Origin of the sequence: Micromonospora parathelypteridis, from assembly GCF_014201145.1 — a bacterium.
Lineage (GTDB): Bacteria > Actinomycetota > Actinomycetes > Mycobacteriales > Micromonosporaceae > Micromonospora > Micromonospora parathelypteridis.
Genome location: NZ_JACHDP010000001.1, coordinates 5,049,026 through 5,072,672, shown reverse-complemented (window position 1 = coordinate 5,072,672; position 23,647 = coordinate 5,049,026). Strand labels below are relative to the sequence as shown.

The window sequence follows — 23,647 nt, the reverse complement described above, 5'->3', positions numbered from 1 at the left end:
CGAGATCTTCGCGACGTCGTCGACCGGGGCAGTGGTCTGCTCGGCGGCGGGTCCGGCGGTCACGTGCGGGGTCGGCTGGTGATGCCGTCCAAGACGATGGCCAGGTTGTGGTCGAAGGTCTCCTCGGCGTTGAGGTGGGCGCCGTCGATGACGAGCCGGGCGATGGTGGGGTACCTGCCGGTTTCCAACATGCGCGTGAGATAGGGACCGAGGCTGGCCTGGAAGGCGGCTTCGTCGGTGCCGGTGGACCGGGCGGTACGTCGCTCGGTGACCTCCCTGCGGACCGCTCCGATGATGAAGGCGTTGAGGGCGCCCACGGCCCGTTGGAGATCGTCGATGCCGCGCACGCCGGGCGCCTGGCTCAGCGCGGCCGCGGTCGCCTCGCCCACGGCGAGCGAGTGAGGTCCCAGGTGTGGCCTTCCGCCGAGCAGGTCGGAGAACCACTCATGCTCAAGGGCGGCATCGCGGGTGGCGTGGGCGATGGCCAGCGCCGTGGCGCGCCAGCCGGAGTGCTGGCCAACCTCGGCGATCCGCGCGTAGACGACGTCGACCATCAGGTCGAGCAGCTCGGATCTGTTGGTCACGTAGTCGTAGAGCCGCATCGGCCCGATGCCGAGCTCTTTGGCGATCTTTCGAAGCGACAGGCCGTCGAGGCCGTGCGCGTCGGCGAGCCGGATCGCCGTGGCGGCGATCTTCTCGCGGCTCAACGGCACCGGCGCGGCCCGCGGCTGAGGCTCGGGCCGTTCCCAAACAGGCAACGGTTCGCTACCGTACGGTGTATCCACAAATACAGTGTACGGTAACGGGGTGAGCATGGGAATCACGATCGCTGGTGGCGGTCTTGGCGGGCTGACGCTGGCCCGGGTCCTGCATCGACACGGCATCGATGCGGTGGTGTACGAGCGCGAGGCGAGCCGATCCGCGCGGCGACAGGGCGGCTCGCTCGACCTGCACCCGGAGTCGGGGCAGCGGGCCCTGGCCGAGGCGGGTCTCGGCGGCCGGTTCCGATCGGAGGCGCGGCCCGAGGGCGAGGAACATCGCATCCTCGACCCGACCGGACGAACCCTGGTACACCATGAGCCGCAACCTGGCTCATTCTCCGGACGTCCCGAGATCGACCGGAGCGTACTGCGTGATCTTCTGCTCGACTCCCTCCCGGACGACATGGTCGTCTGGAAGCGCCGGCTGGTCGCGGCTACTCCACGACCTGACGAGGGCTGGGACCTGACGTTCGATGGCGGCCACCGAGCCAGCTGCGACATCCTCATCGGCGCGGACGGCGCGCGCTCAGTCGTCCGGTCGTTGCTTGCCGACGTTGAACTGTCCCATGTGGCCACTCTCGTCGAGCTGCACATCGAGGAGGTCGACCGGCGCCACCCCGATCTCGCTGAGCTGGTCGGCCCCGGGAACCTGTGGTGCGTCGGCGTGAACCAGATCCTGGCAGCGCAACGCCTCGGCGTCGGCAGCCTCCGTGTCGGGATCTCGCTGCGCGCAGACGATCGCCCCATCGACACATACCGCAACAAGCGCGCCCTGCTGGACATGTTCGGTGACTGGGACCCACGCCTCACCGCGCTCATCGAGGCCAGCGACAGCGCGCCGACGCCGCGTCTGATCGAGACGATGCCCATCGGTACGCGCTGGGCCAGCCGGCCCGGCGTCACCCTGATCGGCGACGCCGCGCACCTCATGCCGCCGGTCGGCGAGGGTGCCAACCAGGCCATGCTCGACGGCGCCGAACTCGCCAGCCGACTCGCCGCCAACCCCGACGACCCGGACTCGGCTATCCGGGCGTACGAGGAGGGGATGTTCGCCAGGATCCACCCGATCGCCGAGATGTCCGCACGAGTCCAGGCGATGATGCTGTCCCCGACCGCGGCGGAAGACATCGTCCGCTTCTTCACGGCCCAGCCCGCCGAACCGTCGTTCGGATAGGTCGCGGGGGTTTCGCCGGCTGTCGCTTCCGGGTAGCGGATGGCTCATGAACCGCAATCTCGTCAAGGGTCTGCAGGTTGCGTGGGGACTGCCGGAGTTCCGCACCGGGTTGCGACACCTCATCGATCTCGATGAGATCGCGGTGCTGCTGGCCACGCTGTCCGTCCCGGATCATGACCGCGAGGTTGAGCGCAGCCTGTTGAGCCTGCTGCGGTCCGGCCTGGACACGGTCGAGATCCGGAAAGCCGTGTTGCTGTTGCTGGAGCAGGACGAGGTGCGCAGGCCACTCGTCGCGGCGGCGGTGGAGCCGCTTGCGGACCGGCCGGGTCAGGCTGCCGCAATCGCTTCGGCGGCCGAGGATCCTGCGGTACGGCGTGAGATCCGGGCCGTGCTGGACAGCGCCAAGGTGCGCGAGCTGATCTGGCAGGCGATCGAGAACCAGGTGAGCGACAACCGGTTCGGCCTGATCCGCCGGGCGGCGGTGCTGTTCGTGCGGCACCCGAGCGTCCTGCGTCTCGCGTGGGCCGTGCGCCGGCACGGCGTGTTACGCGAGCTACGCCGCAAGCAGTGATCGAGGCCGAATGGCAGTGCGCTGCGGGGTCGGACCCTCGATTACGGTGGCCATGAATGGGGGTGGGCCATGGCGCCAGAGGTGTCGCCGCGAAGGGCCAGGGCCGTGCTCGTCGCGCTCTCCTTCGCCGCGTTCGCGTTCATCACGACCGAGTTGCTGCCCGTCGGGCTGCTGACCCACATCGCACCCGATCTCGACCGGTCCCGCTCGCAGGTGGGCCTGCTGGTCACCGGGTACGCCGTCGTGGTCGTGGTGGCGTCGGTGCCGCTGGCCCGCCTGACCCAGCGGATCCCCCGACGTCACCTGCTCAGCGGCACGATGTTCCTGTTCGCCGCCGCGAACGCCACCGCCGCGCTGGCGCCGACGTACGGCGTGCTGGCCGGCTCCCGTCTCGTGACCGCCCTCGCCCAGGCGCTGTTCTGGTCCATCGCCGCGGCGACCGTGATCGGGCCCTTCCCGGTCGCGGTACGCGGCCGGGTGGTGGCGCTGTTCGCAACCGGGGCGACGCTCTCCCCGGTGCTCGGCGTACCCTTCGGCACCTGGATCGGGCAGCAAGCCGGTTGGCGCGTGGCGTTCGCGGTGCTGGCCGGGGTCGGTCTGGCGATCGCCGCCGCGGTGCACGTGCTCCTTCCCTCCTATCCCCCGGCGGCTGGCGGCGCCGCCCGGGGCACCGCACCGGACGGGCGGCGCTTCGCCGTGTTGCTGATCGCCACCGCCCTCGGCATCGGCGGCTTCATGACCCTGCAGACCTACGTCACACCGTTTCTGCTCGACGTCAGCGGCTTCGCCGACGCGGTCCTCGCGCCGCTGCTGTTCGTCGCCGGCGCCGCCGGCGTCGTCGGGACCCTGGCCGCGGCCCGGACCCTGGACACCCGGCCGATCGCCTCCCTGCTGACGCCGCTGAGCATCGGCACCGCCGCGCTGTTCGGCATGTACGCGCTCGGCGCGCTCCGGCCCGGCGCGGTCGCGCTCATCGCCGGGATCGGCCTCGCCTACGCGGCGTTCGGCTCGGCCGTGCAGAGCCGGATGCTGCAACTGGCTCCGGGCAGCACCGACATCGCGTCGGCCGGCGTCAGCACGGCCTTCAACGCGGGCATTGCCGGCGGGTCACTGCTCGGCGGTGCCCTCCTGCCCATCTCGGGGGCACGTCCGCTGGCGCTCGTCGGCGGACTGCTGACGCTGGCTGCCCTCACGCTGCTCGCCCTGGACGCACGGCGGGGCCGCGCCGCCACACCCGCCCGCACGGCATCGCCTTTGCACGAGCGGCTCGACACAGCGACCTTCGCGAGACCAGGACGGGCAGGACATGGAGCAAGCCACCCGCAACGTGCTGCTCGGCCGCCTGGCTGAGGCAGTCCGTTCCGTCACCGTCGCACACCCGACGCGGGTTGCCATCGACGGACCACCCGCCGCAGGCAAGACCACCCTCGCCGACGAGCTGGCCGCCGTGCTGCGCACACAGGCCCGTGCCGTCATCCGCGCCACGATCGACGATTTCCTCTTCCCCCGGGCACAGCGCTACCCACGCGGCGAGTACTCGGCCGAGGGATGCTACTTCGACGCCCACGACTACGACGCGCTGAACCGGGTTCTGCTCGACCCGCTCGGCCCGGGCGGAGATCGACGCTTCCAACACGCTGTCTACGACCGCACAACGGATACCGCGTCGTCCCCGCCGATCGCGACTGCCCCCGACGACGCCGTGCTGATCTTCGACGGCGTCTTCCTCATGCGCCCGGAACTGATTGATCGGTGGGATCTGCGCATCTTCGTATCGACCGCGCTCGAGACGACCGTGGATCGTGCCGTGATCCGAGAACGCCGCGTGTCATCTCGGGCCGACGTCGAACGGCGCTGGCGCGAGCGTTACATCCCTTCCCAACAGCTCTACTTCGCCAAGGTCCGCCCGACCGATCACGTCGACATCGTCGTGCACAACGACGAGCCGCAGCAGCCGGTCTGGGAGAGCCGAGCACAGTGACGACCCTCCAGCAGGGCAGCGCCGTTGCTAGTGGGGCCTAGCATGCTCGTCAATGAGCGGTGGCAGGAGGAGCTGGAAGCTGACGCCAGAGGCTCCCGCCACGGTACCGCCGAGCCGACTCGCGACACACGCGCTTTGTGAGGGTGGCCATGCAGCGATCGGACCTGCTCAACGACGCTGAGCGCTCGCTGTGGGACGCGTTCCCCCGCGGCACCGTGGTGGATCTGGGGGATGGCGATCCCACAGCCGAGGACTTCGACCCCGACACCTGGTCTGAGGATCGCCAGGTGCGCGGCGAGGTGATCGCGCGCCTGCTGCTCGGCATCCAGGACAAGGAGGCCGGTTACGTCGCCCGGGTTGCGCTGACGGGCGCCCGGGTCATCGGTGAGCTGGACATCGATGGCGGCGACACCGAATGCGAGCTTGTCCTCAGCCGTTGTTGGGTGGATGCACCGCCGGACTTCACCGGCGCCTGCTCTGGGCCGACGACGTTTTACAGGACGCGCTTGCCGGGATTGACCGGACGCGACTGGCAGGCCCGCGGCTCCGTATCGTTCCGTCTGAGCATGTGTTGTGGCGAGACCCATCTCATCGGCGCGCACATCGGCGGTTACCTCTCCCTTGCTGGCGGCACCCTGACCAACCCCGACGGGAACGCTCTCAGCGCCGACGGGCTGATCGTCGACCGGGGCATGTTGTGCTGCGACGGGTTCACCGCCACCGGCGAGGTAGGCCTTCCCGGCGCGCACATCGGTGGCCAACTCGACTTCACCGGCGCCATCCTGACCAACCCTGACGGCGAGGCTCTCAGCGCCGGCGGGGTCATTGTCGACCAGGGCATGTTCTGCAGTGACGGGTTCACCGCCACCGGCGAGGTAAGCCTCATCGGCGCGCACATCGGCGGCCAACTCGACTTCACCAGCGCCGCCCTGACCAACCCCGACGGCAACGCTCTCAGCGCCGACCAGCTCACCGTCGACCAGGCCATGTTCTGCAGCAACGGGTTCACCGCCACTGGTCAGGTACGCCTCATCGGCGCGCACATCAGCGCCCAACTCTCCTTCACCAGCGCCGCCCTGACCAACCCCGACGGCAACGCTCTCAGCGCCGACGGGCTCCTCGTCGACCAGGCCATGTTCTGCAGCGACGGGTTCACCGCCACCGGCCAGGTACGCCTCATCGACGCGCACATCGGCGGCCACCTCTCATTCAGCGGCGCAACCCTGATCAACCCCGACGGCAACGCTCTCAGCGCCGACCGGCTCACGGTCGACCAGGGCATGTTCTGCAGCAACGGGTTCACCGCCACCGGCCAGATACGACTCCTCGGCGCGCACATCCACGGTCAGCTCTCCTTCACCGACGCCACCCTGACCAACCCCGACGGCAACGCTCTCAGCGCCGACCGGCTCACGGTCGACCAAGAACTGTTCTGCAGCGACGGGTTCACCGCCACCGGCCAGATACGACTCCTCGGCGCGCGTATTGGCAGCCAACTCGCCTTCACCGGTGCCACCCTGACCAACACCGACGGACTCGCTCTGGATCTGGAGGGCGTCGAATGTCCGTACGTACGGCTGCCGTCACTGGTCGACGGGCGGATCGACCTGGCCAACGCTCGCCTGGGCGTCCTCGACATTGCTCCCGCGCTGAACCAGGCGCCCATGCTGCTGACCGGACTCGCGTACACCGACCTGGACCCTGACCCCGATCCACCGGTACGCCACCGAATCAGCTGGCTACGCCGCGACCCTGGCGGCTTCCACCCCCAGCCCTATGAGCAGCTCGCCGCCTACTACCGCAGCATCGGCCACGACCGCGACGCCCGGCGTGTGCTGTTGGCCAAACAGCGCACCCGCCGCCGCATCACTCCCGGCACCTGGCGGACACCGCGTTACCTGCGCCCCCTGCTCGCCTTTGCCTGGCGCATCCCCGGCTGGCTCGTGGACGCCCTCTCCGGCTACGGATATGTGCCCTGGCGGGCCTTTCTCTGGCTGGTCGCCGCCGTCGTCACTGGCGCCGCACTCCTACACGACGTCGCGCCCAAAACACCCACCAGCAACGCCAACGCCAACGCATTGCTCCTCGCCCTGGACGCCACCGTGCCAACCGCGCCCTTCGGCGTACGCGAAGGCGTCACTCTCACCGGTACCAACTACGCGATTGCGCTGGGCCTGCAGATTCTCGGCTATGCCCTCGTGCTGGCCGTGGTCCCGGCCATCAGCCGCACCCTCAGCCGCGCCGACCGATAACCCTCGACACGACGCAGTGTCACGCTCGACTGAGCGTGGCGAGCCACTTCTTCGGGTATGGCTTCTGAGTCGACAGGTTCCGGATCAACGTCGCCAGGGTTTCGGGGCGTCGGCCGTGGGCCACCAATGCGACCGCCTCCGCCAAGGCATATCGCGTGCGGCTGTCGCGTCGGATTCCGACCTCCTCGCGAAGGCTCGGACCGAAGCTAGCTGTCAGCTTCACCTGCCGATCCGCGAGATAGGAATACAGCGACGGATCCATCGACACGTTGCTGACCGCGCCGGACGGCAAGTCCGTGGTCCAGCCCGCGTGCTGCTGCCAACGTCGCGTCTTCGGACTCGTCTTGCCGCGGGCGACGACGCCGATGAAACGAATCTTTCGGCGTACGACGTCCCACGGCTCCCGCTGCTCCTCGACCCAGTCGCGGAGCAGCGAGTACAGGCTCTCGAACGTTCTTCCGGTGGACACAATGTCGACGAACGAGACCGGGTCGCTGGTGCGGGCCAGGCGGAACGGCGTCACGCCACATCGAGCCAGGATGACGCGAGCCTCTTCGCGCCACTCATCGCACGGCACCCAAACCTCTGAAGACCTGCTGAACGGCAACCGCATCAACCTCGGATCCTCGGCCAGCACTCCACTAAGCAGGTCGTACATCGAATCCAACGAGCGTCCGACGAAGTGCAACCCGCCGCCACCGGAACGGGCCAACACCCGGGCCGAGCAATCCACCAACTCTGCCGCAAACCACAGGTCGGGGCGGCAGTCGGCGTCCAGGAGCGAACCCAGCCGATCCGGCGTCACCAGGTTCCAGCGGAACGGCAGAGTCATCCTCGGGTCGTCGGCCCACATGGCGCACGATAATGCCACGGCCATCCGAACTGCTGCAGGGAATTGCGCCCGCGCCGACGCCCGCCGCCGTCCAAACGATCGTGCCGGCTCCGGGAGTTCACCGCCGTCCGGCCGTCGCTGGCCCGACCGGTCACCGCCAGCCCGGCCCGGCGCGGAGAGTGGGCCTCCGCGCCGGGCCGTGGCCTCGGGTGGGGTCAGCCGGCGGCGCAGGTGGCCGTCGCGCCCGGGCCGGTGCCGGTGCCCTGGAAGCCGAAGTTGGTCGACTGCCGCGCGCCGACGCGTCCGTTGTAGCTCACGTTGGTGAACCGGACGGTTCCGCTGGTGGCGCTGGCCTGGGCGTTCCATACGCCGGTGACGGCGGCGCCGCTGGGCAGCGTGACGGTCACGGTCCAGCCGTTGATGTCCGCAGAGCCGGCGGTGACCGTCACGCTCGCGGTGAAGCCGCCGGACCACTGGTTGATCGCCACCGACGCCAAGCAACCGTTACCGGTCGGCGGCGCGGTGGTGGGGGGAGCCGTGGTCGGCGGCGCGGTGGTGGGAGGAGCCGTGGTCGGCGGCGCGGTGGTCGGCGGGGCCGTGGTCGGAGGAGCGGTCGTCGGCGGGACGGTCGTCGGAGGCGCGGTGGTGGGCGGATTGGGCACGCCGTTGGCCAGGCTGTAGGCCAGGTCGGGCTGGAACGAACCGGCCGTGTAGCGGCAGCCGTCCGCTTCCCCCGGCGGCTTTACCCAAAGGTACGCGTCGATGTTGCTGTCGCCGGTGTTGGTCGTCGGGTACTGCCCGATGCGCCGGTCGGTGTTGTCGTCGCCGCACCAGTCCCCGCTGGCACCCCCGTTGCGGCTGGTGTCGATGACCTGGCGCTTGCCCGAGATGCCCATGCCGTTGAGGTTGGAGATGACCGCCCGGCCGAAGTTCGCCTCGTTGGAGGTGGAGTTGTAGTTCGACACGTTGGTGAAGAAGCCGTCGGCGTACTGCACGCCGGCAGCGCGGAGCCGGTTGGCCGTCTCGCCCGCGCTGTTCCAGGTGGAGTGGCCGCCGTCGAGGTACACCTTGGCGTTGGGGTTGGCCGACTTGATGGTCTGGGTGGCCGTCGTGATCGCCTGGTTGCGCGCGCTGATCTCACTGCTGCTCAGACATGTCAGCAGAGCGAGCGAGTCGGTTTCCAGGACGATGATGACGGTCTGGTTGCCCAGCCCTCTGGCGAAGTTGGACACCCACGTCTGGTACTGGTTGAGGTCCGGCGCCCCACCCGCACTGGCCCCGCCGCAGTCGCGGTTGGTGATCTCGTAGACCGACAGCACCGGGATCTGCTGCGCCGCGTTGGCCTCGCCGATGAACCCGGAGACCTCGGACTGCACAGTCGACGGGTTGAAGTTGGCGAACCAGCGGGCCGCCGGCTGACTCGCGATCTTGTCACGGATGACGGCGGTACGCGAGTCGCCGGGATTGGCGGCGACCCAGCGGACGACCGCCGAACTCGGGTCGCGGTAGAGCGACCCGGACAGCGTGCCGGCGGAGGCACTGCCGACGGCGAGGCAGACGCCGACCGCGGTGGCGCCCGCGACGGCCGCCACGCTGATGGCCGCCGATCTGCGGCGGAGCGAGGAGAGGGTAGGCACGACGTGTTACCTCCGGATTGCATAGATGTATCTAAGTTCATGGGAGCGTTCCCATGGACGGTAGCGGAGGCACGCGCCGCTGCCAAGACGTGGAGACTTGTCGATGATTCAGCGGCCGCGTCTGCGCGTGAAGGCACACGCGTGAACGCGGGGCCGAGGCCGCGCCTATCGGTCTCGCAACGGCATGGATCCAAATGATCAGCCAGTACACCGCAGGCTCGCACCCTGCTCTAGTCTCAGCGCTGCGGCGAACGGGAGGGGTGGCAATGGCTGACGACACGGGGGTCAACAAGCCCCGCCGACGGCGGATCGCATGGCTGGTCGCGCTGGCCGCGGTATTGGTCGGGGTGGCCGTGACCTTTGGCGTCCGCAACTGGGACCAGCATTCCGGTTCGTTCCACGTCGGCACCTGCTTCCAGGTGGGTGACGACACGAGCATCGTCGCGACTGATGGACTCCGCGAGGTGAGCGGTCGGGCGAGGGTGGTCGGCTGCGAAACTGCCCACGATGCCGAGATCATCCGAACCGCGCGCGATGTGTCGGAGTGTTCCGCTGACGGTGCATGGCTGATCAGTCTCGGCCAGATTTACTGCGTCACTCTCAACAAGACCTGACGTTGCGCACGTCTCGGCTGGTCGGGCGGCGGCCCGCAGCGTCTACGGTCGTCCGCCGGCGTGCCGAGCGATCAGTCCACGCCGTTCGTAGAACCTGAGCGCCGATGCCGTCATCCCGGTCCGCTCGGCGACTTCGGCGATATCCAGCCTTGTCGTTCCTCTGGGCCGTCCTAGGGCAGACACCGACCTTCGCCAGAGGGCTATCCGTCTTCCACCCCCGACGGGGTCCGGTCGCACCCCACCCGGAGGTAGGGATCGGTGCAGTTGACCGACGTTCGGCGCCGTCGGGCGCAGTTCAACGCTCGTTTTGTCAGGTACTTCCGCGAGGCGGTGCTGTAGGTACTCGACGCCCGGGAGGGCCGCGGCCAGGAGCGCTGCTGCCACGACGACCTGGGCTGAGCTACCTCTGGGCGACGGCGTCCAGGTACGCGTCGATGGCCTGCAGATTCTTGGTCAGGCTGTCGAGACGCTCCGCCATCCGGTCACGTTCCCGCTGAACCCGGCTCACGAAGTCCGGGGCGGGATACTGCGAGATCGCCGCTTCGGCCAGGCAGGGCAGCACTTCCCTGATGATCTCTGTCGTCAGGCCTGCGTTGAGCAGACTGCGAATCTGCTCGACCCTTTCGACCAAGGCCTCGTCGTAGTCGCGATACCCGTTCTCCTCGCGCCTGGGACTGAGCAGGCCTTGCTCCTCGTAGTAACGCAAGAGCCGCGGCGACACGCCAGCCCGCTCGGACAACTCTTTGATCCTCAACGAGACCGCCCTCACAGCACCCTTGCCATCACATTGATGTGAAGGTTACAGCATGGTTACGCCGCCGCAGCAGTGGCGGCTTGAGACCTGCACTAGATGAGGAATGACCCGTGTCCACCACCCATCTGGACGTTCCGCAGACGTCGCCCAAGGAACGTCTGCCACTCCCGTCCCTGATCGCGCTCTTTACCGCCGGATTGATCACCACCCTGACCGAAGCGCTACCGGCCGGCGTGCTGCCGCAGATGAGTCAGGCGCTCGAAGTCTCGGAGTCCGTAGCCGGTCAGACCGTCACGATCTACGCAGCGGGAACGCTGCTGACGGCGATCCCCGTCGCGCTGGCCACCGCCACATGGCCACGACGTCACCTGCTCCTGGCAGCGCTGGTGGGCTTCGTGATCGCCAATCTCGTCACCGCCCTGTCCCTCAACATCTCGGTCACGATGGTTGCCCGATTCGTGGCGGGTGCCGCCTCCGGAGTTGTCTGGAGCCTTCTCGGTGGGTACGCGGCACGTCTGGTCGGCCCCGCCCTCAAAGGCCGGGCGATGGCGTTCGCCTTCGCCGGCACCCCGGTAGCTCTGTCTCTCGGCGTGCCCGTCGGCGCGTATCTCGGCAAGGCGGTCGGGTGGCAGCTCACCTTCGGCCTCGCCTCGGCGCTTACCGCCCTGCTGATCATCTGGACCGCGCGGAAGTTGCCCAACTTCGCCGGCCAGAAGGCCGAGGACCGGATTCCCCTGCGCAACATCCTGAAACTGCGGGGCATCCGTACGGTCCTCGTGGTGACGGGAGCATTCGTGCTCGCGCACGCCATCCTGTACACGTACATCGCGCCCATTCTCACCGACGCCGGCCTGCCGGATCATGTCCAGTGGATCCTTCTCGACTTCGGCATCGCCTCGATCGTCAGCATCTGGCTCACGGGCGTTTTCATCGACCGGCACCACCGTCGACTGGTCTTGGTCGGTACGGGGCTGTTCGCCGCAGCCGCGGCAGTGCTGACCGTGGCCAGTTCCAGCGCTGTAGTCGACTACGTCACGGTCGCGGCATGGGGACTTGCGTTCGGGGGCGCGCCCACCCTGCTGCAGTCGGCGTTGATGAGGGCGGCAGGAGAGCACGCTGACGTGGCCCAGCCGTCGATGGTGACGACCTGGAACCTGGGGATCGGCCTCGGCGGACTTGTTGGCGGTGCGGTTCTAGCCGGCTTCGGGTCGCACTCGCTCCTCATCGCTGCGGTCGTGCTCCTGGTGCCGACCGTGCTCGTGGTGATCCTCGCCCGCCGTCACGCCTTCCCAACCCGACGCCCGGGAAGTGACTAGAACTGTCCGTCGCGCATCCGGTGGCGGTGCGCGCCTCCCGACCAAGCCAGCTAGCAGCGCACGATTGTCGGTAAGAATGAGTGGGAAGGTCACACACATGAGATCTGGAAGCGCGGGCTCAGCCGGAACCGCTGACATCAACTTCTACTTCGATCCGATCTGCCCATTCGCGTGGATGACCAGCAAGTGGATCAGGATCGTGCAGGCACAACGTGACTACACCGTCGACTGGCGGTTCATCTCGCTGCGCCTGATCAACTCGCACATCGACTACGACAGCCACTTCCCGCCAGAGTATGAAGCCCAGCACACGGCGGGGCTGCGGCTGCTGCGGATGGCCTCGGCGGTGCGTGAGAAGCACGGTCGCGAGGCGATCGACCCCCTCTACGCCGCGTACGGTGCCCACATTTTTGAGGTGGGCACCGACGACGGCCGGGAGCCCGGCTGGCAAGGTGCTCCCGAACTCGCCACCGCCGCGCTCACCGAGGCCGGCCTGCCGAACTCGCTGGTCGAGTTCCTCGACGACACGTCCCGTGACGTGGAGATCCAAGCGGAGTCGAACGAGGCGCTGTCGCTGACGGGTAAGGACGTCGGCACGCCGATCGTGCACTTCGAACCGCCGGACGGTGCCGCGTTCTTCGGGCCGGTGATCAGCCGGCTGCCCGACGAGAAGCAGGCCGCAGAGCTGTGGGACCACGTCGTCGGCCTCGCCCAGTTCCCCGGATTTGCCGAGCTCAAGCGCAGCCTGCGCGAGCAGCCACAGTTGCCGTCGTTCGGCGTCACCGCGCAGGAGACGGGCAAGGTCGAGGACTGGCACGCCGGAAGCCGGCGTCTCAAGAAGTAGGCACCCGGTCGTTCCCTCTACCGGCTCCAGCCGACACGCGAGCAGCAGCTCTGCGACGTGGCGCTATGCACCATCCGTGTCGGACCGGCCGGCATGACGCGAGCCGCCCGCCCCTTCCAGCGCAGCCCGCTCGACCTTCATCCGGTACGCCTCGCGGGCGGCCGCGTCGATCTGCTCCTCGTACTCAGGCCTCAGCCCAGTCCGCCCATCGAGTTGCTCACGCAGGATGTCGGCGTGTCCGGCATGCCGGGTGGTCTCCTGAAGGACGTGGATCATGATGGCGAACAGCTTGACGTCCGGCCGCGACCACCACGGCACGTGGCCGGGCGCGTCGAGGGGAAGTGCTTGAATCGTCGCGTCCGCGTGCCCCCAGGCACGCTGATAGAAGCCGATGATCTGTTCGCGGGTCTCGCCCGGGGTCACCCACAGGTCGCTGCCGTCCGCGTCCTGCCATCGTCCCAGCGCATCCGGGGACGGTCGGCCGAAGACCTCACCGAAATACCAGGCCTCCAACGTCGCCATGTGCTTCACCAGGCCGAGGAGGTTGGTCCCCGTCGCTGTCAGGGGACGCCGGATGTCGTACTCGGACAGGCCGTCGAGCTTCCAGACCAGTGTCTCCCGGATCCCCTTGAGTCGGCCGTGCAGGCAGTCCTTCGCGAAATCATCGATCATGGAACATGAGCTTGCCATCCGACAGCGAGCAAAGCACTTCGCGGACCTCAGAGCGAGAACCCCGTACAACAGGCATTCGGACGGCCTGCCAACTGTTGTCCCCGAACGGCAGCGGTCCCGAGGACGTAGTTCAGCTCTCGCGGTTCGGGTCGGTGAGAGCGTTCCGGTCGTCAAAGCGTTCCGCGAACGTGCGATACACCGGCGTTCCCGGCAGATTGTCGTGGATGGCGAACACCACGTGGTCGAAGCGATCGACCTCCCGCAGCGCGTAGGCGAAGGCGTCGGCGACCGTAGCGGGATCGTTGCGGAACACGCCGCATCCCCACGCGCCCAACACCAACGTCCGATGTCCGTGCGCGGCCGCGACCTCCAGCACCCGGCGAGCACGCCGGGCCAGCACCGCCGGTACGTCCGCAACGTGTTCGGGCTGGTTGCGGAGGATCGCGCCCAGGTTCGGCGCCGCAGCGGTCAGGAACGACGTCGTGTACGGCTGGTCGAGCAGATTGCCCTTGTCATCTCGGAAGACCGGCACGTCCGGGGAGAAGATGACGCGGTCGCTGTACCGCAGGTCCCGCTGTTCGCGGTGGAACGCATAGAACTCCGGGGCGGCAAGGAGACACGGGTACAGCGCCGAGGAACGGGCGACGCTCTCCTCCTGCGCCTTCGCTCCACCCAGGAACCCACCACCCGGATTCTTCGCCGAGGCGAACACCAGACAGGCCGCTGCGGGCGCCAGCCGACGAGCTGCCTGCAACGTCGACTCGTACGTCACCTCCACCCGGCCTCCGCCGGGCTCCGCGTTTCCCACCGCGGGCACCTCGTCCGGCAGGTGGAGACGAGTGCCGGCGACTGCAGCACGTACCAGCTCGCCGATGCCGACCTCGTCACCGGCGCCATTGCGATAGTGACCCGAATCGGCGATTTCAACCGTCTGTCGGGCAATCTCGCGAAGACGACCGCTCACCCGGCGCGCATGTCTGCGCTACGACCCTTGTTCTCCACGATGAGCAAGCTAGGCAGTCCCGCCCCAACCGGCAACCGGGTTAGTGATGTCCGTCGGCTGAGAAGCTCGCCATCGGCTGCCACTCGCCGGCGGTGGTCAGCGCCCGGCCCGTGCCGCTCTGGTCGCGCTTGCTCGCCGACCCTTGGCACATCGGCAGCACCGTGAACAGGGCCACCGCGGAACTCGGCGGCCCTGTTCACCTGAAGGGCCGGTTAGCGTTGCGCCCCGGCGCCTTCCTCGTACTGCGCTACGTGATGACCAAGCCGGAGTTCGCCATCGCCCGGCTGCTGCAATCCGAGCTCGAACAACGCTGCCGCGCGGGCCTGGGTGCCGGGGCGGGAGACGGACGCGAAAAAGCCGTCGAGGGCGGCGACGAACTCGTCGTCCGACGGCAGGCCGGCGCGGTTGACCAGCGCCTTCGTCTCCACGATCGCCTGCTTGTCGAAGCCGGCGATCCGCCTGGCGAAGCGGTCGACGAACTCGTCCAACTCGCCGTCAGGCAGGGCCCGGTTGACGTACCCGTATCGCTCTGCCAGGTCGCCTGGGAAGTCGTCAGCGCCCAGTAGCACCTCCAGCGCGCGGCCCCGTCCCATCAGGCGAGGCAGCCAGGCCGTCGTGCCGCCGCCGGGTACGGCACCCAACCCGACCTCGAACTGTCCAAGGACGGCGCGCTCCCGACTGGCGAACCGGATGTCACAAGCCAGGATGAACTCGCTGCCCGCGCCCCGGACGCGTCCGCGCACCGAGGCGATGGTGACGACGGGCAGCCGGCTCAGCCGGGTGAAAACATCGGTGTACGGGTGCATGCCGCGCCGCTTCGAGCTTTCGGTCGCCATGCCGACGACGGTTTGCGGGTCGGCGGCCAGGTCCCAGTGGGCGATGAAGTAGTCGGGGTTGGCGCTGTCGAAGACGACGACCTGCACGTCGGGATCGGTCTCCAGGCGTGACACGAGGGCGTCGAGTTCGTAGATCGTGTCCGGGTCCATGAGGTTGACCGGACCGTTGTCGAAGGTCGCGCTCCAGTAGGCGGCGCTGTGCTGGCGTACATGGATCTGGGGCATGTGGATCTCCGTTGCTTCACGGGTATCGGCGCTCAGGTGGAGGCCAATGCCTGACTTTGAAGTTCAAAGTTAGCACGTGACTTTGAAATAACAAGTTAGATGTACTCTGGCCCCATGAAGAAGGTGACGCATGATCAGAACTACCCGGTCTGCTCCATCGCCCGCAGCCTGGAGATTGTTGGCGAACGCTGGACCTTCCTCATCCTCCGCGAGGCCTTGTCGGGAAGCACCCGGTTCGGGGAGTTCAGCGACGCGCTAGAGATCTCCACCGACCTGCTCAGCAATCGCCTGTCCACCCTGGTCAAGGCCGGCATCATGAACAAGCACCCGTATCAGGCGCCGGGTCACCGCCTTCGGTACGAGTACCACCTCACGCCCGCGGGCGAGGAACTGCGGATCGTCCTCGGCGCGCTTCAGCAGTGGGGCGATCAGCACTGTGCACCGGCCACCGGACCCAGCGCGCAGCGCCGCAGCCGCAGTACGGGCCAGCAACTCGAAGTGGCGTTCACCGATGAGAGCGGCAGGGCCGTCGCTCTCGACGACGTGACCTTCGTCGCTGTGTAATCAGTCCACGACCCTCAGCACAAGCTTGCCCTTGTTGTGCCCCTGTTCGCCTTGGACGTGCGCCGCGGGGGCATGAGCGAGCGGCAGTATCTTCTGCACCTCGACATGAAGCTCTCCAGCGTCGATGATCCGTGCGAGGTTGGCCAACGCAACACCGTCCGGTTCCACCAGGAATGGTGTCACGGTGAGCGAGCGGCGGCCCGCTTCTGCGATGAGCTCGGCAGACGCTCCCGGAATGGGGATGATCAGTCCGCCTGGGCGCAGCGTGTCAAGCGATCGGATGCTGGTTCTGTCAGTGGCGTCACCAACAAGGTCGAGAACGACGTCGATGTCGTTCACGGCTTCCTCGAAGGATCCCTCGGTGTAGTCGATGAGTTCGTCGGCACCGAGGTCGCGTAGCCAGTCGTGGTTTGCGGCACGTGCGGTAGCGATGACGTGAGCACCCATGTGTTTCGCGACCTGGACCGCAAGGTGGCCTACGCCGCCAGCAGCCGCGTGTACAAGTACCCGCTGGCCGGGTGTGATGCGGGCGGCGTCGGCGAGGGCTTGCCGGGCGGTAAGGGCGGCGAGCGGCACGGCCGCCGCGTGTTCGTGGTCGAGCGTGGTGGGTTTGGCGGCGAACTGGCGTGCCGGAGCGGTGACGTACTCGGCGTAGCCGCCGGCTTGGCGCGGGAACCACGGCATGCCGTACACCTCGTCACCGACGCGCAGGGTGTGCACACCGAAGCCCACCTCTTCAACGACGCCGGAGACGTCCCAGCCCAGGATGAACGGTGGCTCGCCGATGCCAGGAAGACCGTGTCCAGCCCGCGTCTTCCAGTCGATGGGATTCACACCTGCTGCGTGCACTCGTACGAGCACTTCGGTGGGAAGCGGCTGGGGCCGCGGAACATCGCTGATCTGCAGGACGTCCGGCGGACCGAACACGTGCTGGGTGACGGCCTTCATGTGAAGGAGTGCCATGTGTTTCCTCGCTCTGGTCTGTGGTTGTGCTGCTGCCCTCTGGAGAGGGGCGGCCGCTTGCTTGACAGTTGGGTGCCGCAGAGATGGTTACGGCGAATTCGCCGGCTCCCCGGTCGCCGCGGGACTGCGCGCTTCGGTGCCGTGCTGGCGATCGGACTCGTCGTCCGGGGACACCCGCCCGACGGCGAGGACGACGAGGACGGCTAGTGCCAGCGCGGCCGCGCCGAACCACATGGCACTGTGGAGGCCGACGAGGTCGACCGTCACCGCACCGAGGAGTGAACCGAGGGCGATCGACAGCTGAAAGACGCCGGTGTTCATCGCCTGTGCCGCTTCGACGAACCGGGTCGTGTTCGCGTACAGCCACAACTGGGTGCAGACCGGCGCCATACCGATTGCGAGAGCCCACGCCAGTACGGCGGGCGTGGTGACTGTGGCGTTGTGCGCGAAGGCCGCCACAGTGGTCATCGAGACGACGAACACGCCCGTGGTTACCAGGACGGCGCGCTGCCGGTGGCGTGCGGCCATTGCTCCACCGATGAACGTGCCGACGACGGTGACCACGCCGTAGGCAAGTAGGAGAATGCTCAGTGAGTTCGTCCGAAGTCCGGTGAGCTGTTCCAGGTACGGGGTGATGAAGGTGTAGCCCGCGTAGTGGCCGCCGACGATGAGCACCACGGTGAGCAGGATCGCCCGAACCTTGGGCATCGCCAGCAGCTGACGGAAGTGGTCCGCCGCCACCGCCCGGTCAATGGGAATCCTCGGAAGCAACACGAGCTGGATGAGGAACACGACGACCGCGAGTGCGGTGGCCGCCCCGTAGGCAATCCGCCAGTCGTAGTGGGCGCTGATGAAGGAGGCAGCTGGGACGCTGACCACGGCGCCGACGGAGATGCCGCCGAGGACCAGCGACGATGCGGTGTGCACCCGATCGTGCGGCACCAGCTTTGCCGCCGCGGTGAGGGAGACCGCCCAGAAACCTCCCACCGCCACGCCGAGCAGAACCCGGCCGACGATGAGCACTGCAAACTGTGGCGCGATCGCCGAAATCGCGCCGGCAACGGCGAGGAGGCCCGTCAAGCCGAGCAGGACCGCCCGACGGTCGAGCCGGCCGATCACGATGGTGGTGAGTGGTGCGGCGATGGCGCCCAACAGGGCTGTGGCAGTGATCGCAAGCCCAGCGGTTCCTTCGGAGACACCGAACTCCCGGGTCATGTCGGGAAGCAGCCCGACCGGTAGGAACTCGGTGACGACGAGCGCGAACGCACCGAGGGCGATGCCCACCACGGCGGCCCAGGACCCTCTGGTCGGGGTTGGTGCAACGTATGGGTCGGCCAGTGTCAAGACGGACTCCTCCTTTGATCAGCAAGTCAGGCGCCATCGGTCGTTCATGACGGACCGCACTCATAACTTGGGAACGATCGGTGCAGAATGAGGACAAAAAAAAATTAGTCGAGCATGGCCAGCATGTCCTCGACCATTTGCTGCAGTTGTGCGCGCGGCACGCCGGTGCGGACCCTGACCCGTAGACCAACCCAGGCATTGAACAGCGATAACGCCAGACCGCGCGGATCATGACTTTCGGTGATCTCGCCCGCCTCCTGGCCGCGCCGGACGAGGTCGAACACGAGTTGCTGCTCGCGCTCGAAACTCTTTCCCACCCGTGCCGCCGCGTCGGGATCGCGCAGGGCGAGCTCCGTGGCGCAGTTGACCGACAGGCAGCCGGCTGGCCGCTGCCCGACATCGGCCAAAGCCGACTCGAACAGCCCTCGCAGGGCGGCCCGGGCGTTGACCTCCCGCTCGGCGGCCTCGAGGTTGCCACGCTCCACCGTGTCCGCGTAGCGGTCCAGCGCCTTCAGGTACAAGGCCCGCTTGTCGCCGAACGTGTCGTACATGCTGCGCTTGTGAATGCCCATCTGGGCGACAAGCTCCTGCATCGAGGTCTTCTCGTAGCCCTGCTCCCAGAACAGGGTCATCGCACGATCGAGGACGACCTCCGGGTCGAACTCCTTCTGTCGAGCCACGGCCAGCCTCCCCTCGTGAAATCGCGTCGCCTATTGGGAACGAACGGTACAGTACCTCGGCCGCCCACTGGGCGCAATAGATGTGGGGCATCATCTATACTGCCAGAGGAGGTGCAGCATGGGGCGGGTATCGCAGGCACAGGCGCAGGAGAACCGCAGGCAGGTGGTCGCCGCCGCGGCACGGCTGTTCCGTGAACGAGGCGTCCAGGCAGTCAGCGTCGCCGACCTCATGGCCGAGGCCGGCCTCACGCACGGCGGCTTCTACAAGCAGTTCACCTCCAAGGAGGCGCTGCTCACCGAAGCCACCGTGCAGGCGTTCGCCGATCTCGCAGCGCTGCTGACGGAATTTGACGCCAAGCGTCCGGGCGACCACGACGCGGCCCGCAAGGATCTGATCGACTACTACCTGTCGACGGAACATCGGGACGACCTCGGGCAGGGCTGCCCCACCACCGGCCTGTCTTCGGACATCGCGAGCGAGGATATCGGGGGCTCCGCCCGAGCGGCTTATGCCGACGGCGTAGGCCTGTTCGCCCGATGGCTTTCCACTGACGACAACGAGGACCTTGCCACCCTCTCGATGCTCGTCGGCGCACTGACGCTCGCCCGCGCCACCGCCGGATCCGACCTGTCCGAGCGGATCCTGACCGCGGCCCACGAGGCGCTACCCGACACGGCCACGCCCCATGAGGCTGAGGCACCCCGCCGCCGCGGGGAGGACTGAACAAGCCCTCGCGCTGACCATCCGCCGCCCGCTGAAGTACCCGGCGGGCGGCGTTTCGTGTACGCCCGTCCCGTTTCGATCACTTCGACAACCCCGCTTGCATCGTTTAGATGATGGGGATAATCTAAATGTGTAGCGCGGTGCCATTGGGCAGCCGCCTCCCATCCCCAAAGGAAACGCATCCATGTCTCACACGAACGCGCAAGGCATCGCCGTGGTCACCGGGGCCTCCGCCGGCCTGGGGGCCGTGTACGCCGACCGGCTCGCCCGCCGCGGTTACGACCTGCTGCTGGTCGCCCGCAACAAGAGCCGGCTCGACACCGTCGCGGCGAAGATCACCGAGAACACCGGACGCACGGTCGAGGTACTGGCCGCCGACCTCGCCGACCCCACCCAACTCGCGACGGTGGAAACCCGCCTACGCACCGACGAGTCGATCTCGCTGCTGGTGAACAACGCCGGCGGCACCGTCTTCGGTCCACTCGCCCAGGCCGTTCCGTCCCAGTTGGAAGACCTGATCACGCTGAACGTGACCTCGCTGACCCGCCTGACCACTGCGGTGCTCGCGGGCTTCACCCGGCGCGGCACTGGCACGATCATCAACCTGTCGTCCGCACTGGCGCTCAACGTGCTGCCGGTGAGCGCTGTCTACAGCGGAACGAAGAGCTACGTGGTCGCGTTCACCCAGGCGCTGCAGCAGGAGCTCGCCGAGTCCGAGATCCGTGTACAGGCGGTCCTCCCCGGCGCGGTCCGTACGGAATTCTGGGACGGTTCCGGTATCGAGGTCACTGCGCTTCCGGAGGAGTGGGTCATGTCCGCCGACGACGCGGTCGACGCCGCCCTCGCTGGCTTGGACGCGGGCGAGCCCATGACCCTGCTGTCCCTGCCGGACATCACCGACTGGGACACCTTCGACGCCGCCCGCCAGGCCCTGATCCCGAACCTGTCTCGGTCGGTTCCGGCCGACCGCTACCGGAACTGACCCAACCGGGCCGAGAAGTTCGTCGAGGTCGGGCTCCTTTACCGCCCGACGAGGGCCACGTACGGAACGCCACTTCGCCCCGCTAGTGCCGGCCGGCCGGTCCCCGACCGTACGGCCGGCACTGTGGTCCCGCACGTGCGCCAGCGTCGCGCGAGCGGCGGTGTACAGCGGAAGGCGCCGGTCTGCCGCCTGCTGCCATCGACGCGGCATTCATACGCCGCTGGCAGCCCGCCGGCGTCGGTGGCCGAGCGGGTCAGGCCTGCCCACCGACCTCACCAAGCGCTTCCACGACGCCTCAGGGGCGGGCGTCGAGCAGTCGGTCGAGGCTCACAGCCGTGCCGATCAAGGAAAGGTGGCTGAAGGCCTGCGGGAAGTTGCCAGTCTGCTCACCGGTGGGGGCGATTTCCTCAGAGTAGAGGCCAAGTGGACTGCTGTAGGTCAGCATCTTCTCGAAGGTCAGCGTGGCGTCTTCGAGCCGCCCGGACTCGGCGAGAGCGCGGACGTACCAGAAGCTGCACATGGTGAAGGTGCTCTCCTGGCCTGGAAGGCCGTCAGGCGAGGCGGCCGGGTCGTACCGGTAGACCAGGCTGTCGGACACGAGTTCGGCGTCCATTGCCCGCAGCGTGGAATGCCACATCGGATCCATTGGTGAGATTAGGCCGACGGTGGGCATCGCTAGCAGCGAAGCGTCGAGGACGTCGGTTGCGTAGTGCTGCGTGAAGGCACCGCGTTCGTGATGGAAGCCGCGGGCCATGATCTGCTCGTAGATCTGGTTGCGGGTACGGACCCACCGAGCGGTGTCGGCCGGTCGTCCGCGCCGGTTCGCGAGGCGGACAGCTCGGTCGAGGGCGACCCAGGACATCATCCGCCCGTAGGTGAAGTCCTGGCGGCCGCCGCGGGTTTCCCAGATCCCGTCTTCGGGCTGGTCCCAGTGCTCGCAGACCCAGTCCACAAGTCGCACGGTGTTCAGCCACAACTCGTGAGAGCTTCGCAGACCATGGCAGTCGGCCTCGTGGAGGCCGTTGAGTATTTCCCCGTAGATGTCGAGTTGCAGCTGGTTCGCGGCACCATTGCCGATCCGCACGGGCGCTGATCCGCGGTAACCCTCGAAGTGGTCGAGTACCTCCTCGGAGACATCGGGTGACCCGTCGACGCGGTACATGATCTGCAGCGGCGTGTGCCGGTCCCTGGCATCGCGGACCCGGGCGTCGACCCAGTGGATGTACCGCCACGCTTCGTCGGTGAACCCCAGCCTGAGGAGGGTGTGCACGGAGATGGACGCGTCACGGATCCAGGTGTAGCGGTAGTCCCAATTGCGCTGGCCGCCGATCTGCTCGGGGAGCCCGGCGGTGGGGGCGGCGATGAGCGCGCCGGTCGGCGCGTACGTCATGAGCTTGAGCGTCATCGCCGACCGCTCGACCATCTCCCGCCAACGGCCGCTGTAACAGGAACGACCGAGCCATCGCCGCCAATAATCGCGGGTCTGCTCTAGCAGCCCCTGCACCTCGCCCGGCGTGTAGAAGCGTGGCGGGTCAGGCGACACTCCTGTTTCCAGCACGGTGCCTCCGGCCTCACCCTCGCGGAGCGTGGCGACGGTCCAGATGCCATCCCCCCTACGCTGGACCGCCTGCTCGGCGGGCAGAGTTTCGGGGTATCGAATGAGGCTCAGAGCGAGCGAGATACCAGGGCTGCGGAAGATGTGGCCTGCGGGGTAGGCGTCGAGTTCGTGCGGATCCCGCCCGTAGTTGAAGCGGGGTTGGCAGTCGACGCGGAACCGCATGACACCTCGGACAACTCGCAGCATCCGTATGAGGCGGTGGCGATCCGTAGGCTCTTCCCCGGCGACGGGCATGAAATCCACGAGTTCACCCACGCCGTCCGCGCTGAGGAAGCGGGTAATCAGGATCGGCGTGCCGGGCAGGTACAACTGCTTACTGACGTAGTCAACGCCCTCCGGCGCCACCTGGAAGTGCCCACCCTTGCGCCGATCGAGCAGGCCGCCGAACACGCTCGGTGAGTCGAATCGAGGGGCACAGAACCAGTCCAGCGTCCCGTCCTTCGCCACCAGCGCCGCAGTCTGCAGATCACCGATCAAGCCGTGGGCTTCCATCGCAGGGTACGAATCCACCCACGCCTCCCGAAATATTCCATTATGGCCACACTCCTTTCTACCGGACGCAGCGCCTATAACAGGGCGCGTCTGGCATGCCGCCAGACGCTGATTGGCTCTCGACCTGCAACTGCCCGCCAGGGACATTGCAGATCTGATGCCGCAAGTGAGGGAGTTGTGTGATGCAGGTAGCCGTGGTGACCTTCGACGGGTTCAACGAACTCGACAGCTTCATCGCTTCGGCGCTCATCAGCCGGTGCCGCAAGGACGGTTTGGAGGCTTTCATAACGACGCCGACACCGATGGTCACGTCGATGAACGGCGTCGAGGTAACCGGGCAGCGCCCGATGGAGTTCGTGACCGAAGCTGACGTCGTGCTGATCGGCAGCGGAGTGAAGGCGCGAGACGTGGTCTCCGACGACCGGTTGCTCTCCAAGCTGGTGCTCGACCCTGCGCGACAGCTGATCGGCGCGCAGTGCTCCGGCGCGCTGGTGCTCGCCCGGCTCGGATTGCTGGCCGGCATACCGGCCTGCACCGACATGACGAGCCGGCCCTTTGTCGAAGCCTGCGACGTCACCGTGCTGGACGCACCGTTCCACGCCGAGGGAAACATCGCCACCGCTGGCGGTTGCCTGGCCTCCCAGTACCTCGCCGCGTGGGTGATCAGTCGAGTGCTCGGGGAGGACGCCGCACGTCGCGTCATCGATTACGTGGCTCCGGTCGGCGAAAATCAGGAGACTGTCGAGCGCACGGTGCGTGCCATCCAGGCGGGTGAGGTCGCGCTGCGCTGACGCCCCACGATGTGAAT

Annotated in this window: 25 protein-coding genes; 12 read left to right on the top strand and 13 right to left on the bottom strand. The window is 67.6% G+C overall.

The annotated features are described in order from the left end of the window. Nucleotides 1–59 precede the first annotated feature (59 nt). Nucleotides 60–785 carry a TetR/AcrR family transcriptional regulator gene (locus HNR20_RS22945; protein ID WP_229687371.1) on the bottom strand — a complete coding sequence of 242 codons (726 nt, stop codon included), beginning with the start codon at nt 783–785 and terminating at the stop codon, nt 60–62. Between the two features lie 28 nt (nt 786–813). On the opposite strand from HNR20_RS22945, the gene HNR20_RS22940 reads away from it, so the two are divergent. From HNR20_RS22940 to HNR20_RS22920, 5 genes are all read left to right on the top strand, one after another. Continuing rightward, nucleotides 814–1,935: an FAD-dependent oxidoreductase gene (locus tag HNR20_RS22940; protein WP_184188835.1), complete on the top strand. Its 1,122-nt coding sequence runs from the start codon at nt 814–816 to the stop codon at nt 1,933–1,935. Nucleotides 1,936–1,981: 46 nt separating this feature from the next. Next, entirely contained in the window at nt 1,982–2,506 is a 525-nt protein-coding gene (locus HNR20_RS22935) for a hypothetical protein (RefSeq protein WP_184183335.1), read from the top strand. Between the two features lie 69 nt (nt 2,507–2,575). Beyond that, nucleotides 2,576–3,856, top strand: coding sequence for an MFS transporter (locus tag HNR20_RS22930; RefSeq protein WP_184183332.1), 1,281 nt, complete (start codon nt 2,576–2,578; stop codon nt 3,854–3,856). After that, a complete protein-coding gene (locus tag HNR20_RS22925) occupies nt 3,813–4,487 on the top strand; it encodes a cytidylate kinase family protein (RefSeq protein WP_184183329.1) in 675 nt (224 codons plus the stop codon). Before HNR20_RS22930 ends, HNR20_RS22925 begins: the two co-directional genes overlap by 44 nt. Before the next feature lie 149 nt (nt 4,488–4,636). After that, a complete protein-coding gene (locus HNR20_RS22920; protein WP_184183326.1) occupies nt 4,637–6,739 on the top strand; it encodes a hypothetical protein in 2,103 nt (700 codons plus the stop codon). A 19-nt stretch (nt 6,740–6,758) separates the two neighbouring features. Here HNR20_RS22920 and HNR20_RS22915 read toward each other — a convergent pair whose 3' ends face one another. Next, the gene (locus HNR20_RS22915; protein WP_184183323.1) at nt 6,759–7,571 is read right to left on the bottom strand and encodes a hypothetical protein; all 813 of its coding nucleotides are present in this window, start codon (nt 7,569–7,571) and stop codon (nt 6,759–6,761) included. 215 nt (nt 7,572–7,786) lie between these two features. Continuing rightward, complete coding sequence (locus tag HNR20_RS22910; protein ID WP_184183320.1) at nt 7,787–9,208, bottom strand: glycoside hydrolase family 6 protein; 1,422 nt, start codon at nt 9,206–9,208, stop codon at nt 7,787–7,789. 266 nt (nt 9,209–9,474) lie between these two features. Here HNR20_RS22910 and HNR20_RS22905 point away from each other — a divergent pair, with 266 nt between their 5' ends. Continuing rightward, nucleotides 9,475–9,822 (top strand): hypothetical protein, encoded by a 348-nt coding sequence (locus HNR20_RS22905; RefSeq protein ID WP_184183317.1) that lies wholly within the window; start codon nt 9,475–9,477, stop codon nt 9,820–9,822. Nucleotides 9,823–9,864: 42 nt separating this feature from the next. On the opposite strand, the gene HNR20_RS32940 is transcribed toward HNR20_RS22905, so the two are convergent. Together HNR20_RS32940 and HNR20_RS22895 are read right to left on the bottom strand one after the other, a co-directional pair. Beyond that, complete coding sequence (locus tag HNR20_RS32940; RefSeq protein ID WP_221309888.1) at nt 9,865–10,005, bottom strand: MerR family DNA-binding transcriptional regulator; 141 nt, start codon at nt 10,003–10,005, stop codon at nt 9,865–9,867. A gap of 217 nt (nt 10,006–10,222) precedes the next feature. After that, on the bottom strand, nt 10,223–10,576 hold the full coding sequence (locus tag HNR20_RS22895; RefSeq protein WP_184183314.1) for a MerR family transcriptional regulator: 354 nt from the start codon (nt 10,574–10,576) through the stop codon (nt 10,223–10,225). 110 nt (nt 10,577–10,686) lie between these two features. On the opposite strand from HNR20_RS22895, the gene HNR20_RS22890 reads away from it, so the two are divergent. Both HNR20_RS22890 and HNR20_RS22885 read left to right on the top strand, forming a co-directional pair. Beyond that, a complete protein-coding gene (locus tag HNR20_RS22890) occupies nt 10,687–11,892 on the top strand; it encodes an MFS transporter (RefSeq protein WP_221309887.1) in 1,206 nt (401 codons plus the stop codon). A gap of 97 nt (nt 11,893–11,989) precedes the next feature. Further along, entirely contained in the window at nt 11,990–12,736 is a 747-nt protein-coding gene (locus tag HNR20_RS22885) for a mycothiol-dependent nitroreductase Rv2466c family protein (protein WP_184183311.1), read from the top strand. 63 nt (nt 12,737–12,799) lie between these two features. Here HNR20_RS22885 and HNR20_RS22880 read toward each other — a convergent pair whose 3' ends face one another. The 4 genes from HNR20_RS22880 to HNR20_RS22870 all read right to left on the bottom strand — a co-directional run bounded on the left by HNR20_RS22880 (nt 12,800) and on the right by HNR20_RS22870 (nt 15,472). Next, nucleotides 12,800–13,408: a DinB family protein gene (locus tag HNR20_RS22880; protein ID WP_184183308.1), complete on the bottom strand. Its 609-nt coding sequence runs from the start codon at nt 13,406–13,408 to the stop codon at nt 12,800–12,802. Between the two features lie 130 nt (nt 13,409–13,538). Beyond that, nucleotides 13,539–14,372: a TIGR02452 family protein gene (locus tag HNR20_RS22875; protein WP_184183306.1), complete on the bottom strand. Its 834-nt coding sequence runs from the start codon at nt 14,370–14,372 to the stop codon at nt 13,539–13,541. Nucleotides 14,373–14,451: 79 nt separating this feature from the next. Beyond that, the gene (locus tag HNR20_RS32430; RefSeq protein ID WP_260321873.1) at nt 14,452–14,586 is read right to left on the bottom strand and encodes a hypothetical protein; all 135 of its coding nucleotides are present in this window, start codon (nt 14,584–14,586) and stop codon (nt 14,452–14,454) included. Between the two features lie 37 nt (nt 14,587–14,623). Beyond that, complete coding sequence (locus HNR20_RS22870) at nt 14,624–15,472, bottom strand: enoyl-CoA hydratase/isomerase family protein (RefSeq protein ID WP_184183303.1); 849 nt, start codon at nt 15,470–15,472, stop codon at nt 14,624–14,626. 114 nt (nt 15,473–15,586) lie between these two features. On the opposite strand from HNR20_RS22870, the gene HNR20_RS22865 reads away from it, so the two are divergent. Then, the gene (locus tag HNR20_RS22865; protein WP_184183300.1) at nt 15,587–16,036 is read left to right on the top strand and encodes a winged helix-turn-helix transcriptional regulator; all 450 of its coding nucleotides are present in this window, start codon (nt 15,587–15,589) and stop codon (nt 16,034–16,036) included. Here the strand turns inward: HNR20_RS22865 and HNR20_RS22860 are convergent, their stop codons facing one another. The 3 genes from HNR20_RS22860 to HNR20_RS22850 form a co-directional block, all read right to left on the bottom strand. Beyond that, nucleotides 16,037–16,999, bottom strand: coding sequence for an NADP-dependent oxidoreductase (locus HNR20_RS22860; RefSeq protein ID WP_229687372.1), 963 nt, complete (start codon nt 16,997–16,999; stop codon nt 16,037–16,039). Between the two features lie 87 nt (nt 17,000–17,086). Next, nucleotides 17,087–18,343: an MFS transporter gene (locus tag HNR20_RS22855; RefSeq protein WP_221309886.1), complete on the bottom strand. Its 1,257-nt coding sequence runs from the start codon at nt 18,341–18,343 to the stop codon at nt 17,087–17,089. 104 nt (nt 18,344–18,447) lie between these two features. Then, nucleotides 18,448–19,023 (bottom strand): TetR/AcrR family transcriptional regulator, encoded by a 576-nt coding sequence (locus HNR20_RS22850; protein WP_184183298.1) that lies wholly within the window; start codon nt 19,021–19,023, stop codon nt 18,448–18,450. Nucleotides 19,024–19,141: 118 nt separating this feature from the next. On the opposite strand from HNR20_RS22850, the gene HNR20_RS22845 reads away from it, so the two are divergent. Next, nucleotides 19,142–19,747, top strand: a complete 606-nt coding sequence (locus HNR20_RS22845; RefSeq protein WP_184183295.1) for a TetR family transcriptional regulator — start codon at nt 19,142–19,144, stop codon at nt 19,745–19,747. Between the two features lie 184 nt (nt 19,748–19,931). Then, nucleotides 19,932–20,729, top strand: coding sequence for an SDR family NAD(P)-dependent oxidoreductase (locus tag HNR20_RS22840; protein WP_184183292.1), 798 nt, complete (start codon nt 19,932–19,934; stop codon nt 20,727–20,729). Nucleotides 20,730–21,024: 295 nt separating this feature from the next. Here HNR20_RS22840 and HNR20_RS22835 read toward each other — a convergent pair whose 3' ends face one another. After that, nucleotides 21,025–22,857 (bottom strand): glycoside hydrolase family 15 protein, encoded by a 1,833-nt coding sequence (locus HNR20_RS22835; protein WP_184188824.1) that lies wholly within the window; start codon nt 22,855–22,857, stop codon nt 21,025–21,027. 164 nt (nt 22,858–23,021) lie between these two features. Here HNR20_RS22835 and HNR20_RS22830 point away from each other — a divergent pair, with 164 nt between their 5' ends. Beyond that, nucleotides 23,022–23,630, top strand: coding sequence for a DJ-1/PfpI family protein (locus HNR20_RS22830; protein WP_184183289.1), 609 nt, complete (start codon nt 23,022–23,024; stop codon nt 23,628–23,630). Nucleotides 23,631–23,647 lie beyond the last annotated feature (17 nt).